This window comes from Ruegeria sp. YKSD163 (assembly GCF_059612905.1).
This window is the reverse complement of the sequence record NZ_JBXWRM010000001.1, coordinates 400,322-415,036: the sequence shown is the minus strand read 5'-3', so window position 1 is coordinate 415,036 and position 14,715 is coordinate 400,322. Positions and strand designations below refer to the sequence as shown.

13 protein-coding genes are annotated in these 14,715 nt (G+C 64.6%); 10 read left to right on the top strand and 3 right to left on the bottom strand.

Annotation, left to right across the window (positions count from 1 at the left end):
- The 7 genes from AC2FNA_RS02015 to ribD all read left to right on the top strand — a co-directional run bounded on the left by AC2FNA_RS02015 (position 1) and on the right by ribD (position 7,327).
- Positions 1 to 297, top strand: coding sequence for a hypothetical protein (locus AC2FNA_RS02015; RefSeq protein WP_496824043.1), 297 nt, complete (start codon positions 1 to 3; stop codon positions 295 to 297).
- A 92-nt stretch (positions 298 to 389) separates the two neighbouring features.
- Positions 390 to 2,339: a DNA primase gene (dnaG, locus tag AC2FNA_RS02010; protein ID WP_496824042.1), complete on the top strand. Its 1,950-nt coding sequence runs from the start codon at positions 390 to 392 to the stop codon at positions 2,337 to 2,339.
- Positions 2,340 to 2,450: 111 nt separating this feature from the next.
- Positions 2,451 to 4,433, top strand: coding sequence for an RNA polymerase sigma factor RpoD (gene rpoD, locus AC2FNA_RS02005; RefSeq protein WP_496824041.1), 1,983 nt, complete (start codon positions 2,451 to 2,453; stop codon positions 4,431 to 4,433).
- Between the two features lie 360 nt (positions 4,434 to 4,793).
- Positions 4,794 to 5,207, top strand: a complete 414-nt coding sequence (locus AC2FNA_RS02000) for a hypothetical protein (protein WP_496824039.1) — start codon at positions 4,794 to 4,796, stop codon at positions 5,205 to 5,207.
- Between the two features lie 19 nt (positions 5,208 to 5,226).
- Positions 5,227 to 5,637, top strand: coding sequence for a secondary thiamine-phosphate synthase enzyme YjbQ (locus AC2FNA_RS01995; protein WP_496824037.1), 411 nt, complete (start codon positions 5,227 to 5,229; stop codon positions 5,635 to 5,637).
- A gap of 128 nt (positions 5,638 to 5,765) precedes the next feature.
- Positions 5,766 to 6,236: a transcriptional regulator NrdR gene (nrdR, locus tag AC2FNA_RS01990; RefSeq protein ID WP_234136505.1), complete on the top strand. Its 471-nt coding sequence runs from the start codon at positions 5,766 to 5,768 to the stop codon at positions 6,234 to 6,236.
- Between the two features lie 2 nt (positions 6,237 to 6,238).
- Entirely contained in the window at positions 6,239 to 7,327 is a 1,089-nt protein-coding gene (ribD, locus tag AC2FNA_RS01985) for a bifunctional diaminohydroxyphosphoribosylaminopyrimidine deaminase/5-amino-6-(5-phosphoribosylamino)uracil reductase RibD (RefSeq protein WP_496824035.1), read from the top strand.
- A gap of 204 nt (positions 7,328 to 7,531) precedes the next feature.
- On the opposite strand, the gene AC2FNA_RS01980 is transcribed toward ribD, so the two are convergent.
- From AC2FNA_RS01980 to AC2FNA_RS01970, 3 genes are all read right to left on the bottom strand, one after another.
- Positions 7,532 to 9,535 (bottom strand): capsule polysaccharide biogenesis protein, encoded by a 2,004-nt coding sequence (locus tag AC2FNA_RS01980; protein ID WP_496824033.1) that lies wholly within the window; start codon positions 9,533 to 9,535, stop codon positions 7,532 to 7,534.
- 3 nt (positions 9,536 to 9,538) lie between these two features.
- Positions 9,539 to 10,672: a polysaccharide biosynthesis/export family protein gene (locus AC2FNA_RS01975; protein WP_496824032.1), complete on the bottom strand. Its 1,134-nt coding sequence runs from the start codon at positions 10,670 to 10,672 to the stop codon at positions 9,539 to 9,541.
- A gap of 95 nt (positions 10,673 to 10,767) precedes the next feature.
- A complete protein-coding gene (locus AC2FNA_RS01970) occupies positions 10,768 to 12,060 on the bottom strand; it encodes a capsule polysaccharide biogenesis protein (RefSeq protein ID WP_496824030.1) in 1,293 nt (430 codons plus the stop codon).
- 171 nt (positions 12,061 to 12,231) lie between these two features.
- Here AC2FNA_RS01970 and AC2FNA_RS01965 point away from each other — a divergent pair, with 171 nt between their 5' ends.
- From AC2FNA_RS01965 to ribB, 3 genes are all read left to right on the top strand, one after another.
- Positions 12,232 to 12,819 (top strand): riboflavin synthase, encoded by a 588-nt coding sequence (locus tag AC2FNA_RS01965; RefSeq protein WP_234145089.1) that lies wholly within the window; start codon positions 12,232 to 12,234, stop codon positions 12,817 to 12,819.
- A gap of 36 nt (positions 12,820 to 12,855) precedes the next feature.
- Positions 12,856 to 13,395 (top strand): hypothetical protein, encoded by a 540-nt coding sequence (locus AC2FNA_RS01960; protein WP_496824027.1) that lies wholly within the window; start codon positions 12,856 to 12,858, stop codon positions 13,393 to 13,395.
- Positions 13,396 to 13,593: 198 nt separating this feature from the next.
- Positions 13,594 to 14,715 carry a 3,4-dihydroxy-2-butanone-4-phosphate synthase gene (gene ribB, locus AC2FNA_RS01955; RefSeq protein ID WP_496824026.1) on the top strand — a complete coding sequence of 374 codons (1,122 nt, stop codon included), beginning with the start codon at positions 13,594 to 13,596 and terminating at the stop codon, positions 14,713 to 14,715.

The window sequence follows — 14,715 nt, the reverse complement described above, 5'->3', positions numbered from 1 at the left end:
ATGAACCGTTACGCCCTTGTTGCGCTGCTTGCGGCCTCGCCGCTGGCGGCGGCCGAGACCAAGCAGCAGAGCTGCCAATATCAGGCCGATGTGGTGGCTGCGATCCAGAAAGCGCGGCTGGACCGGGTCAAGGAACGTGACGTGCCCGCCGCGGTGGCCGCCACCAACCCGACCTGGCCCGACAATTACAACGCCGCCATCCCGCTGATCGCGCCCTGGGTCTATCAGCAGAAGATGCGCGATGTGCGCGATCAGGACCTGTCGGCCGCCTGGTTGGAGCTTTGCCTCAAGCAATAGGCGCGCTTGTCCGGCCCTGATGGGCCGTCTTCGCTGTGGATAAGGCGCGCCGCCCGCTTGGCGCGCCTTGCGCTTTCTGCCATCGTGGTCCCATGTCACTGCCCCCCGGATTTCTGGACGAGCTGCGAAACCGCCTGAGCCTGACACAGGTTGTCGGGCGCAAGGTCATGTGGGACATGCGCAAGTCGAACCAGGGCAAGGGCGACATGTGGGCGCCTTGTCCGTTCCACCATGAAAAGTCGGCCTCGTTCCACGTGGATGACCGCAAGGGGTTCTATTATTGCTTCGGCTGTCAGGCCAAGGGCGACGCGCTGACCTTTGTCCAGCAGACCGAGAATGTCGGTTTCATGGAGGCGGTCGAGATCCTGGCCCGCGAGGCCGGTATGACGATGCCCGCGCGCGACCCCAAGGCGCAGGAGAAACAGGACCACCGCGGCCAGCTGGCCGAGGTGATGGAACAGGCGGTGCGCTTCTTCCGCCTGAACCTGAGCGCCGGGGGCGGCGGAGCGGCGCGCGACTATCTGGCCCGGCGCGGCCTCAGCGCACAGGCGCTGGAACGCTGGGAGATCGGTTTTGCCCCCGATGGCTGGCAGGGGTTGTGGGACCACCTGCGCGGCAAAGGCGTGGGCGAGGAGCTGATCATCGGTGCAGGGCTGGCCAAGCCTTCGACCAAGGGCGGCAAGCCCTATGACACCTTCCGCAACCGGATCATGTTCCCGATCCGGGATGCGCGCGGGCGCTGCATCGCCTTTGGTGGGCGGGCAATGGATCCCAAGGACAATGCCAAATACCTGAATTCGCCCGAAACCGCGCTCTTCGACAAGGGCCGCAGCCTGTTCAACCACGGTCCCGCCCGGACGGCGGCGGGGCAGGGCCAGCCGCTGATCGTGGCCGAGGGTTATATGGACGTGATCGCGCTGTCCGAGGCCGGGTTCGGCGCCGCGGTGGCGCCGCTGGGCACGGCCGTCACCGAGCATCAGTTGCAGATGATCTGGCGTATTGCGGATGAACCCATCGTGGCGCTCGACGGCGACACTGCCGGGCTACGTGCGGCGCTAAGGGTGGTCGATCTGGCGCTGCCGCTGCTGGAAGCGGGGAAGTCGGTCCGTTTTGCAATAATGCCCGAGGGCAAGGACCCCGACGACCTGATCCGCGCCGAAGGAGCCGCAGCCATGCAAAGCGTGCTGGATCAGGCCCGGCCCATGGTGCAGCTCTTGTGGCAGCGCGAGACCGAAGGCCGCGTGTTCGACAGCCCCGAGCGCAAGGCGGCGCTGGACAAGGCGCTGCGCGACAAGATCAAGCTGATCCGCGACCCCTCGATCCGCGCCCATTACGGGCAGGAGATCAAGGACCTGCGCTGGCAGCTGTTCCGGCCACAGCGCGGCCCGAAACAGCCCTGGCAGCCGCGCGGTACATGGAAGGCGGCGCCGGTTGCGGCCACGCCGGGCACGCGGGCCTCGCTCTTGGCCAGCTCCGACGACGCGGCGCAGATCCGGCTGCGCGAGACGGTGATCCTGGCAGCCGCCATTGCCACACCTGAGGTGATCGTGCGGTTCGAACACGCGCTGGAACGGCTCGACTGCCGCGATGCCGACCTGGCGATGCTGCGCGATCTGGCGCTGCGCATCGGGATTGACGACCCGCAGGGGCTGCGTGACAGGATTGACGACAATCTCGGCCCCGAGGCCCTTGAAAACCTCTACGCGCTGCGCCATGTCCAGATTATCCCCTGTGTGCGCAGACCGGGCGATGTTGAGCTGGCGGAAATGACGCTGGCGGAGGAACTCGCAAAACTCCAGGCGCTGAGGGGGTATGACGCCGAGATCGAGGAGGCCCGAGAGGACATCGCCGAGGATGCCGACGAGTCGCTGACTTGGCGCGTTGCACAGGCCGCCGAAGAGAAACAGCGCGCTGCGCGCAGCCAGAACGAGGACAAGGCGCTGTTCGACGTGGCCGACAATGGCGCGCGAATCAAGCGCGACGAACGCGAGGCCTTTGACGCGATCATGGCGGGAATCGATTTTCGCCGGAAACGCCGCTAGGGCGTTTTCCTAAGGAAAAGGCAAAATAAAACCGGTAAACGGGTGGCCGAATCAATTCTGAGCACTAATGATTCGGCTTACACGAATCGCCCATCCCTGCAGGAGCACTGAATGGCCGCCAAGGACACCGCCGAAGACCAGAAGCCCGAAGACCAGGAAGACGAAGTCTCGCTCGACATGAGTCAGGCACAAGTCAAGAAGATGATCGCCGAGGCCCGGGAAAAGGGCTACATCACCTACGATCAGCTCAACCAGGTGCTGCCGCCGGATCAGGTGAGTTCCGAACAGATCGAAGACGTGATGTCGATGCTCTCCGAGATGGGCATCAACATCATCGAGGACGAGGAGGTCGAGGAGGAAGAGCAGAAGGGCTCGACCGATCTGGTCACCACCGAAAGCAATCGCGAGGTTGCGCTCGCGGGCGCCCAGACCGAGAAGCTCGACCGTACCGACGACCCGGTGCGCATGTATCTGCGCGAAATGGGGTCGGTCGAACTGCTCAGCCGCGAGGGCGAAATCGCCATCGCCAAGCGGATCGAGGCGGGTCGGAACACGATGATCGCCGGGCTGTGCGAAAGCCCGCTGACCTTTCAGGCGATCACGATCTGGCATGACGAACTTCTTTCCGAAGACATCCTGCTGCGCGACGTCATCGACCTGGAGGCCACGTTCGGCAACCAGCTGGATGACGAGGACGAAGAGCCGGTGGTGTCCACCAGCGCCGTGCAGACCGCCAAGCCGCAGCGCGAGGAAACGCCGGAATACGACGCCGACGGCAACCCGATTGCCACCGAAGACGACGATGACGAGGACGATCAGGCCAACATGTCGCTGGCCGCGATGGAGGCCGCGCTCAAGGACAAGGTGCTGATCACGCTCGAGCGGATCTCGTCCGACTATGCGCAGCTGAGCGAGATGCAGGACAGCCGTATCTCGGCCACATTGAACGAGGATGGTTCGTTCAGTGACAACGACGAGGCGACCTATCAATCGCTGCGCTCGGAAATCGTGCTGCTGGTGAACGAACTTCACCTGCACAACAACCGTATCGAGGCGCTGATCGACCAGCTTTACGGTATCAACAAGCGGGTCATGTCCATCGACAGTTCGATGGTCAAGCTCGCCGACCAGGCCCGTATCAACCGCCGGGAATTCATCGACGCCTATCGCGGGCGCGAACTGGACCCGAACTGGCTGGCCGAGATGGGTGAAAAGCCCGGTCGCGGTTGGCAGATGTTCATCGAACGCTCAAGCGACAAGGTCGAAGAGCTGCGCGCCGACATGGCCCAGGTCGGCCAGTATGTGGGTCTGGATATCTCGGAATTCCGCCGCATCGTGCAACAGGTGCAGAAGGGCGAGAAAGAGGCCCGTCAGGCGAAAAAGGAAATGGTCGAGGCCAACCTGCGCCTGGTGATCTCCATCGCCAAGAAATACACCAACCGCGGCCTGCAATTCCTCGACCTCATTCAGGAAGGCAACATCGGCCTGATGAAGGCGGTGGACAAGTTCGAGTATCGTCGAGGCTACAAGTTCTCGACCTACGCGACCTGGTGGATCCGTCAGGCGATCACCCGCTCCATCGCCGATCAGGCCCGCACCATCCGTATCCCGGTGCACATGATCGAAACGATCAACAAGCTGGTGCGCACCGGGCGCCAGATGCTGCACGAGATCGGCCGCGAACCCACGCCCGAGGAACTGGCCGAAAAGCTGCAGATGCCGCTGGAAAAGGTCCGCAAGGTGATGAAGATCGCTAAGGAGCCGATCAGCCTCGAAACCCCGATCGGGGATGAGGAAGACAGCCAGTTGGGCGATTTCATCGAGGACAAGAATGCCGTTCTGCCGTTGGACAGCGCCATTCAGGAAAACCTCAAGGAAACCACGACCCGCGTGCTGGCCTCGCTCACCCCGCGCGAGGAACGGGTTTTGCGCATGCGCTTTGGCATCGGCATGAACACCGACCACACGCTGGAAGAGGTGGGCCAGCAGTTCAGCGTCACCCGCGAGCGCATCCGCCAGATCGAGGCCAAGGCGCTCCGGAAACTGAAACACCCCAGCCGCTCGCGCAAGCTGCGCAGCTTCCTGGATCAGTGATCAAGGCGCCCCCGCAAGGGGGCGTTTTCTTTTGGGGCGCGGCTTGCACGACATGAACAGAGCGCAACGCCGTCTGCCAATCCTGTGCAGTTGCCTCTGTCGCAACGCTTGGTCGGACGTGCCCCTTTTTTGCGACAGAGCATGCATTCCGCTTCCTCTTGCCCAAAATATCCCGGGGTGAATGGGGCCAAGGGCTCCAGAGGGGCAGCGCCCCTGTTTCATCAGAGAGGCCAGAGGCGCCGTTCTTGTCTAAATTTCCTGCGGCAAATCAATGCGGCGGGGTAATTTCTGCGTGCTCTCCCCTGTCTCTGTCCACAGATGCACCCTAGATAGAGCATATAAGCAAAACGGATCGAGACCATGACCGGACTGACAAAGATTCTCACGGTGACCGCAATTCTGGTGACCGGCGCTCAAGCCCAGGCCTTGACCACGCGGATGGGACACCGGGTTCTGCCGGTCAATGACGCGGTGTTCGAGGTTGTTCCGCGCGGCAAGCAGCGGGTCGGCGATTTCTGGTGCGCGGCCTCGGAATATGCCCGGCGCGAGCTGGGTGCGGGCTGGAATGACCGCATCTATCTGGTGCGCGGGCGCGGGCCCAGCGTGACCACCGGGCGCAAGACGGCGGTGCAATTCTCGATGACGCCCGAGGCGGTGGGCGTGACGCCGCTGGAAAACGAGCTGACCACCATCCGCACCGGGTTGAAGGTCGGGGACAACATGACCGTCAATCAGGGCAACAGCTATTGCGAGTTTGGCCCGGTGCGGCCCTGAGGCCAAGGGCGCGGGTGCCGTGCTGACCGAGTTTTCGATCTCGACCCGGGGCGTGGGCCTCTACGAGTTTACCGGCGAGGTGAGCCGCTGGCTCACGGGGCAGGGGGACGGGCTGTTGACTCTGATGGTGCGGCATACCTCGTGTTCGTTGCTGATCCAGGAAAACGCCGATCCCGAGGTGCAGACCGATCTGACCGCCTTTTTCGACCGTCTCGTGCCGCCCGCCGACCACCCCTCGATGGCCTATCTGCGCCATACTTACGAAGGCCCCGACGACATGCCCGCCCATATCAAGGCAGCGCTGATGCCGGTGTCGCTGGGCATTCCGGTGCGGGCGGGGGCGATGCTGCTGGGCACCTGGCAGGGCATCTATCTGGTCGAACACCGCCTTGCGCCCCATGATCGACGGATCGCCGCCCATTTCGCCTGACGCTTGCCGCCCATTATGTTGGGGCTGCAAATCTCCTCTACCCAAATCCTAGCGTTGGTCCTATAGTTGTGGATAAGTGAGCCGAAGCGTTCACAAAAGAGGCGGATTAACGGACGAGGAGACGGCGGATGCGCTGCCCGTTTTGCGGAAATATCGACACTCAGGTCAAGGATTCACGCCCGGCAGAGGATCATGTTTCGATCCGCCGACGCCGGTTCTGCCCCGCGTGTGGCGGCCGGTTCACGACATATGAACGGGTGCAGCTGCGAGATCTCGTCGTGATCAAGTCCAGCGGCAAACGCGAGGATTTCGACCGCGACAAGCTGGAACGCTCGATCCGCATCTCGATGCAGAAACGCCCCATCGACCCCGAGCGGATCGACCAGATGATTTCCGGCATCGTGCGGCGGCTGGAAAGCATGGGCGAGACAGATATTCCGTCGAAGAAGATCGGCGAGATCGTGATGGAAGCTCTGGCCCGGATCGACACCGTTGCCTATGTGCGCTTTGCCAGCGTTTACAAGAACTTCCAGGCGGCAGACGATTTCGAGGACTTCGTTCATGAACTGCGCCCGCCAAGCCCGCCAACCGAAGAGTGAGCATGTCTGACGCGCGATACATGGCGCTGGCCCTATCGCTGGGCCGGCGTGGGCAGGGTGTCTGCTGGCCCAACCCGGCGGTGGGCTGCGTCATCGTCAACGAGGGTCGCATCGTCGGGCGGGGCTGGACCCAGCCGGGCGGGCGGCCCCATGCCGAGGTGGTGGCACTGGCCCAGGCGGGCGCCGCGGCGCGCGGCGCCACCGCCTATGTCACGCTGGAACCCTGCGCCCATCACGGCAAGACGCCGCCCTGCGCCGAGGCACTGATCGGTGCCGGTGTGGCACGGGTGGTCGCGGCCATCGAGGACAGCGATCCGCGCGTGGCGGGGAACGGGTTTGAAATGCTGCGCGAGGCCGGGATCGAAGTGTCGGTCGGCATCGGTGAAGCCGAGGCGGCGCGCGATCTTGCGGGCTTCTTCCTGAATACCGAGCTCGGCCGGCCCTGGGTCACCCTGAAATTGGCAAGTAGTTTTGACGGTCGTATTGCCACCGCCTCGGGCGAAAGCCAATGGATCACAGGCCCCGAGGCGCGGCGCGCGGTGCATGCCATGCGCGCGCGTCACGATGCGGTGCTGGTGGGGGCGGGGACAGCGCGATCAGATGACCCCTCGCTGACGGTGCGTGACATGGGCGTGGCACAACAGCCGGTGCGGGTGGTGGTGTCGCGCTATCTCGACCTGCCACTGATGAGCCAGCTGGCCCGGACCGCGCGGCAGGTGCCGGTCTGGCTTTGCCATGGGCCCGGCGTGGATGGCGACCGCGCCCGCGCCTGGGAAGGTACCGGCGCACGGCTGATCCCCTGTGCGGTCGAGGCCGGCCAGATCAGCGCGACCGACCTGCTGCGGCAACTGGGTGGGCAGGGGCTTACGCGTGTGTTCTGCGAAGGCGGCGCGTCGCTTGCCGCCTCGCTTTTGGCGGCCGATCTGGTCGATGAACTGGTGGGCTTTACCGCAGGTCTCGCGATCGGGGCCGAGGGATTGCCCGCCGTGGGCGTGCTGGGGTTGGAGCAGCTGTCAGAGGCGGCGCGGTTCAACCTGATTGAGGCTCGCGCCATCGGCGCCGACATCCTGCACCGCTGGCAGCGCCCATAACCCTGCCTTGATCCCATTGAGCGCCTTCGGCGCGCTTTATCTTGGGCTTTGAGGCTTGGCATCGCCGGTTTCCGGGAGAAGAGTGTTCTTGCAAGGGCGGATGCCTCCGGCGGGAGTATTTGGAGCAAAGTGAAGGGACTGCTGCTTCTTTCTGGTTGTAAATACTCATCTCCGAATTTGTCACGGGCGCAGGTGATGCGGATCTCAACGCCACAGATGGGCATGGGTGGCCAGCAGACCTTGCAGCTTTGACAGCAGCCGGTTGGCGGCGCCGGGATGGGGGATGGCGCCCGAGGCGAGGCGTTGGGCGGCGACCTCGACCGGGCAAGGCTGGCCAGTACGCGGATCCCAGTAGCGCGGATAGTCGATCAGCGCGGCATGGACGAGACCGGCCAGGTCTGGCCGGGCCTGGCGCCGGGCCGGCACTGGACCCAGGTCGCGCGTGAGTCCCCAGCCGGCGTAGAACGGCGCCCCCAGAGTGGTCACCGGCAGGCCGCGCAGAAGCGCCTCGAACCCCAAGAGCGAGGTCAGCGTCCAGACCTCGTTCACCTTATCCAGAAGCTGCATCGGGTCGGCTTTGGTTGCGACCACGTCGGCCAGCTCTCCGGGCTCGATGCCGCCGACACGTAGCCCCGCCTCGACATCCGGGTGTGGCTTGTAGACGATCACCGCCTGGGGATTGGCGGCGCGGGTGGCCCGCAACAACTCGAGATTGCTGCGTATCTCGCCGGTGCCGGTCAGGATCGAGGCATCGTCCTCGACCTGGCCGGGCACCAGGATGCGGTGGCCGGGGGGCAGATCAGGCAGGGTGCCGCCGAGATTGTATTTGCTGATGCGCGCCGTGGTCAGCGTGCGGACCAGCGTCTCGGCCCTTTGGCGTTGATCGTTGCGCAGGGTCGCGCGGCGGGCGATCAGCGTTTCCAGATCGCTGGGCCGGGTCGGATCGTAGTAGATGCCGCTTTCATCCGTGATCAGTGACAGGGGGGGGACCAGCTCTGCGCCCAGCCCGCGAGAGCGCAGGAACCCGTCCTCGACCCGAGTGATCTCGTTGACACCGGAGGCGCGGGCGGCCCAGACCATATGCGGGCGGGGGTCGCTTGGGGCTGGGCTGTCGGTGAAACTGACCTTGCCGTATTGCCCGAACATTTGTTTCAGCGGCTTGCGCTTCCACAGTCGCATCCCGCCGGCGGTCCAGCCGGTGAGGTCCTGCCGCCAGGCACGGGTCAGCGCCTCGAGCGTGTCGAGCACGGTTTCAAGCTCGCACAGCCGGTCGCGAAACGGATCGTACCAGGTGGGATAGAGGATCATCGCGGCAGCAAAGAGCTGCGCCCGGGTCAGGCGGCGCTCGCGGCGGGGCACCGGGTGTTCGTCCAGCGTCAGCCCCCAGCCCGCGTAAAAGGGTTGGCCAAAGACGCGGGGTTTGTGCCCGGCCAGGATCGCCTCGAACCCCAGTTGCGAAGACAGCGTATAGACTCCCACCGCGCCTTCGAGCAGCGCCCAGGGGCTGACGGGCGCATCAAAAAGGCTGACCCGCGCAGTGGCATCGCTGTCACCGTAATAACCGGGGCGGAATCCGGCGGCGGTTTCGGGGTGGGTCTTGATCAGCACCCTTGCACCGGGATGTTCCTCTTGCGCAAAGACCAGCATCTCGCGAAACAGCGCATCGGTGCCCTTGCTGGCGGTGACCGAGGCGTCGCCTCGGGTCTGGTCGACCACCAGCACATAGCCCGGTTCGGGCGGTGTCAGGTCGGGATCGGTGGCGGAATACTTGCTCAGGTGGCTTTCGCGGATGCGCACCATGGCGTCACGTGCCCGGTTGAGCAGCGCGGTATCGTCTAGTGGGTAGGTTGCCAGCATCTGTTCCAGATCGCTGGGCGTTGTGGGGTCGAAATGCACGCCCGCTCGGTCGAGCAGCAAGCCAAGGGGTGGCTCACCCGCGCGGCCGGGAAAGAGCGAGCGCAGAAAGGCGTCCTCGACCCGGAGCAGGGGGGCCGAACGGCGTGCGGCCACGGCAAGCCCGCGATGGGCGGTCGGGCTGTTGCCCCAGATGCCAACCGGGTCGCCGTCACCCGGCAGGCCGAGCCGGATGTCGTATCCGGCCAGCGACAGGATCCGGCGCAGGCGGCGCTGAGTCAGAAAGCCGCCGTTATAAACGAACAGCCGAGAGCGCTCGCCCCCGGCTGCCCGGTTCTTGCCACTGGGCGACATACGTCAGCCGCCAGCGATCGTCTGCAGGTTGGCCAGCGGGGTCAGGCCGCCGGAGATGAGCGAGATGGTCTTGGTCCACTGGGCATAAGGCGCCTCGGTGACATAGAGCGTATCCTCGTCCCGGATCACGAAATCACGGGCGGTGAACAGGCCATTCGGCTCGGTCAGGTTCAACACATAGACCATGCGCTGCGCGCCTTGCAGGTCGTCACGGCCCAGCACCTGGCCGGCGATCTCGGCCGGTTCGTTGCGGAAGACAAAGACGCCGGTCGGATCCGAGGCCGCCGAGATCAGGCCGCCGACCTGGGCGATCGCCTCAAGCGCCGACAGGTCCTGTGTTTCGAACGGCACGCGCGCCTGGGTGTTGGTGGCTCCCAACGCGGTGAACGAGCGGGTATCCTCTTCGACCAGGATGCGGTCGCCGCCACGCAGGGCGATGTCCAGCTCGGGATGATTGAACAGATCCTGATACCAGACCTTGCCCTGCTGGTTGCCGCGGATCACGGTCACCTCGGCGATATCGGGCTGGATGGTCACGCCGCCAGCCTGGGCCAGCATGGTCGATAGGGTGCGGGTGGGGCGTTCGATCGGATAGATGCCCTGACCGCCCACCGCGCCGGTCAGCGACACGGTCGAGCCGTCACCGGCCAGGCGGCGCACCTGCACCTGCGGATCGGGGGTCTGCTCTTCGAGCTTGGAGGTTATGATCTCGCGCAGCTGGTCGGGCGTATTGCCCGAGGCACGCAGACGCCCGGCATAGGGCACAAAGATGAAACCGGCGCTGTCCACCTGCACTTCGTCAAGGATGGTGGCATTGGTGGCCTCGTTGGCCAGCAGCCCGTCATCGACGTTTTCCCAGACGGTCAGGCCCAGCACGTCACCGGGCCTGATCGTGTCCGAGGTGAGGGGGGATGCATTTTTGAACGAATCCGAAAAGCCCAGCGCCGGCACGACGGCGGTGGCACGGGTGACGCGGTCATTGACGGCGACGATAAAGGCGTCGCCCTCCTTCTGAACGGATCCGGCGAAGATTTCCCGCTTGTTGGGGCCGACTTTCGGCAACGAACATGAGGCCGCGACAGACATCGCAGCCAGCACAAGAACGGGCTTCGCCCAGCGGACGGGGATCAGTTTCACTGCTCGGTCTCCTCGACCTTATATGTTTCTGCCTCAGTTTTTTTGTCAAACTATCGGAATCCGGATGAAAAATCCAGTCCCGGCTGCATCTGGTTTCAGTTCACCAGACGCAACTGTTGCCGAGGTGCCGCTTTGCCTGATTTCAACGCGTCATAGGGATCTTCCGGTGACAGCATCATGTCGACGACCTGTCGCAGCAACTGGCGCCGACCCTTGCGCGAATAGAAGCCGCCCGGCAACTGGCTGGTTTCCAGCAGATAGCGGCGATACTCCTTGTAGGCGCGGGCGTCGGGCCGGTTGGCGGCGGCAAAGAACTCGGTTGCGGGCTGGGTCGAGACGAATTCGGGTTTGTCATACACCGCGCGGCCGAACACCTTGAGTGGGATACCGCGCCACAACACCTGCTGGCCGGCGGTGGAGTTCACCGTGACCGCGCTGCGCGCATCGTTCAAGAGCTGAGCCAGCTTGCCGCCACGCACGTAGTGGACCCGACCGGCCAGTCCATGCTGGCGGGCCAGTCGCCGCACCTCGCGCCTGAGCGGCACCCGACCGTTCTCCAGCGGATGCGCCTTGACGACAAGATGGTGGTGCCGGGGGGCGCCGCGGGCAAAGCCGTCAAAGATCTCTTCCAGAAAATCGGTCATCGTGGAAAAGGGCGAGTGTTGCTGGAACGAGCTGTCATGTTCCAGCTGCAACAGGGCCAGGTGATAGGGGAAACCGCCATTGCGGATCCGCGCGGTGGCCAGCATCCGTTCGACCGCCAGCACAGGCATCAGCAGCAGCCTTTGCAGGTAAAGCTGAAATTCTTTTGTTACCGGCAGGTCGCGATGCGGCTTGAACCGGCGATAGCCTTGATTGGTGAACATGACGAACCAGTGATAGAGCGCGCCATAGAAGATATGCTGGCGCATGTCGCCCCAATGCGAAGGCGGCAGCGGCGTTTCCAGATCCGACAGCGCCAACGCCGCCCGCATGTCCTCCAGCGTCATTTGCATCAGGCGTGAATTGCCGTTCGAGCCCTCGCGCTCATAGGTGACCCAATAGGGCCGCAGATAGCCTTCCTCGAACACATGTATGCCCAGACCGCGCGCCCGGGCCGCCGTGACCGCGTTGGCATGGATGGGCCTGGTATCGCCGTAGAGGACAATATCGGTGACGCCCTTGCGCTCCAGCAACTCCTCGAACGCTTGCGGCCAGTCCTCATGCGCGCCCTTGTAGGGAATGAAGCTTGGCGGATGGAACCAGAACGCACGGTCGCCCGCGTTGAACCCCACGCGCCAGACTTCGGCTCCCGCCGCGCGCAGCATCCGGCCAAGCGCGTGGAAGAAGGGGCCATGCGGCCCCTGAAGGAACAGAAAGACCCGTCTGGTCTGGGTCGGTGCGGGCATACCTGCGCCTTTCATGGTTAACGCCGCCCGGTTGTTGGGCATGGCCGACATCCTGACCGGCCAATCGGGCGAAACTATGACCGGGGCGGGGCAGCGGAGCAAGCGGGGGCTTGCCGTGCGCCCGGCGGGGCGCTACCCCGGTTCAGGAATGGCATAGCAAGGGTAAGAACCATGTTTACGGGCATCGTCACCGATATCGGCACCGTGGTCGAACTGGAACAGCGCGGCGACCTGCGTGCGCGCATCCGCACCGGATACGATACTGGGGGTATCGACATCGGCGCCTCGATCGCCAGCGACGGGGTCTGCCTGACCGTGATCGCGTTGGGAGAGGACTGGTACGATGTCGAGATCAGCGCCGAAACCGTGTCCAAGACCAATCTGGGCGATTGGTCGGTCGGCAAGCGGCTGAATCTCGAACGCGCGCTCAAGGTGGGCGACGAGCTGGGCGGCCATATCGTGTCGGGCCATGTGGACGGGGTGGCCGAGGTTGTGGCCATCGCCGACGAGGGCGACAGCACCCGCGTCACCCTGCGTGCACCCGCTGAACTGGCCCGTTTCATCGCGCCCAAAGGGTCTGTGGCGCTGAACGGAACCTCGCTGACCGTGAATGCGGTCGAGGGGGCCGAATTCGGCATCAACTTCATCCCTCATACCAAAGAGGCGACCACCTGGGGCAGCGTGGCGGTAGGTGACCGGGTCAACCTGGAAATCGACATGTTGGCGCGCTACGTGGCGCGGCTGGCCGAGGCGCTCTAAGCCATGGCCGGGATCGGGCATAATGGGGGTCCGTCGATGGAGAGCGGGCGCCTCTGGCGCACCCATGCCTGGCGGCAGGCGCAAAAGGCGCTGATGCCTGAGGCAATCCCGATGCTGGTTTTGCGGATGCGCATGCGCCGAGCGGCTGAACTGGGTATGACCTACCGCACCTATGCAAAGGTACGGCAGTATTCGGGCCAGGATATCCTGGGCCTGCTGTTCTCGTCCAACGCGCTGCGTATCTTTGGCTCGGACGGCGAGATTGCCGCGCCCGAAGCGCGTCAGATCGAACAGGTGAAAAGCGCCACGCGCCTGACCCTGGTGTATCCTCCCGCCACGCCACAGGCGGTGCTGGCGACCAATCGCGCACTGGCCGCCGCCGATCGCGCACCGCATCTTTCCGACAGCTGGGCGCAGATGCGCGACCGGGTGCAGGGGCTGATCCACAGTCAGCGCCTGCCCGCCTCGGGCGTGCTGATCATCGGTGACGCCCCGCTCGAGGCCGACTGGGCCGCCGCCGGGCGCGCGGCTGGATACCTGCCCTCGGCCGAGTATTTCGCCCATCAGGCGGGCTAGCGTAGACCTTCGCCCCTTCATTTCGCCAAAAATACTCCGGGGGAGGCGCCACAGGCGCCGGGGGCAGCGCCCCCAATCCACCCCCCGCAGCCAGGCCTGAACGCCGCGTCCCGCACCTTGCCTGCCGTTTGTGCACTGGCATTCGCGCGCGCGGTGGTCTATCTGCGCAGGCAGACAAGACAGCTGAAAGGCCGCCCCATGAGCTTTGAGACGCCCGGACCCGTCGAGGCCCGCCTGCGCGACGCGATCAGTCCGATCGAGGAGATCATCGACGAGGCGCGCAAGGGCCGGATGTATATCCTGGTCGATCACGAGGACCGCGAGAACGAGGGCGACCTGTGCATCGCCGCCGAGTTTGCCGATGCCGCCGCGATCAATTTCATGGCCACCCATGGGCGCGGGCTGATCTGCTTGCCGATGACCGCCGACCGGATCGACCGTCTCGGCCTGCCGATGATGGCAGTCAACAACTCTTCTCGCCACGAAACCGCCTTCACCGTCTCGATCGAGGCGCGCGAGGGGGTGTCGACCGGCATTTCCGCCGCCGACCGGGCGCTGACGGTTGCCACCGCGATCAACGAACAGAACACCATGGCAAGCCTGGCCACACCCGGCCATATCTTTCCGCTGCGCGCCAAACGGGGCGGGGTGCTGGTGCGCGCCGGTCATACCGAGGCGGCGGTGGATATCTCGCGTCTGGCCGGGCTGAACCCTTCGGGCGTGATCTGCGAGATCATGAAGGAAGACGGCACCATGGCCCGCCTGCCGGACCTGGTCGATTTCGCCGAGCGGCACGGAATGAAGATCGGCACCATCAGCGACCTGATCTCCTATCGTGCCCGCAACGACAATCTGGTGGACGAAACATCCCGCAGCACCGTCACCTCGGAATATGGTGGCGCGTGGGAGATGCGCATCTTTACCGACCAGACCCACGGCATCGAACATGTGGTGTTGGTCAAGGGCGACATCTCGACCCCCGAACCGGTGCTGACCCGCACCCATGCGCTGCACGAGGCGTCCGATGTGCTGGGCCTCGGCCCCAAGCCGACGCAGGAACTGCCCCGCGCGATGGAGAAGATCGCCGCCGAAGGGCGCGGCGTCGTCTGCCTGTTCCGCCAGCCGCGCAACGCGCTTTATGCCAGCGACGAGGACGGCGTGCGCACCATCAAGCAGACCGGTCTGGGCGCCCAGATCTTGTCCAAGATGGGCCTGCACGAGTTGGTTCTGCTTACCGACTCTCCGCAAACCAAGTATCTCGGGCTCGACGCCTATGGCCTGACCATCGTCGGCACCCGCCCCATTCTGAAGGACGCCTGA

Bases quoted from the DNA above. Each gene is read 5' to 3' on its own strand.
- rpoD (WP_496824041.1), top strand. From the start codon at position 2,451: ATGGCCGCCAAGGACACCGCCGAAGACCAGAAGCCCGAAGACCAGGAA.
- AC2FNA_RS01970 (WP_496824030.1), bottom strand. From the start codon at position 12,060: ATGCCCGCACCGACCCAGACCAGACGGGTCTTTCTGTTCCTTCAGGGG.
- ribD (WP_496824035.1), top strand. From the start codon at position 6,239: ATGTCTGACGCGCGATACATGGCGCTGGCCCTATCGCTGGGCCGGCGT.
- AC2FNA_RS02000 (WP_496824039.1), top strand. From the start codon at position 4,794: ATGACCGGACTGACAAAGATTCTCACGGTGACCGCAATTCTGGTGACC.
- dnaG (WP_496824042.1), top strand. From the start codon at position 390: ATGTCACTGCCCCCCGGATTTCTGGACGAGCTGCGAAACCGCCTGAGC.
- nrdR (WP_234136505.1), top strand. From the start codon at position 5,766: ATGCGCTGCCCGTTTTGCGGAAATATCGACACTCAGGTCAAGGATTCA.
- AC2FNA_RS01965 (WP_234145089.1), top strand. From the start codon at position 12,232: ATGTTTACGGGCATCGTCACCGATATCGGCACCGTGGTCGAACTGGAA.
- ribB (WP_496824026.1), top strand. From the start codon at position 13,594: ATGAGCTTTGAGACGCCCGGACCCGTCGAGGCCCGCCTGCGCGACGCG.
- AC2FNA_RS01960 (WP_496824027.1), top strand. From the start codon at position 12,856: ATGGAGAGCGGGCGCCTCTGGCGCACCCATGCCTGGCGGCAGGCGCAA.
- AC2FNA_RS02015 (WP_496824043.1), top strand. From the start codon at position 1: ATGAACCGTTACGCCCTTGTTGCGCTGCTTGCGGCCTCGCCGCTGGCG.
- AC2FNA_RS01980 (WP_496824033.1), bottom strand. From the start codon at position 9,535: ATGTCGCCCAGTGGCAAGAACCGGGCAGCCGGGGGCGAGCGCTCTCGG.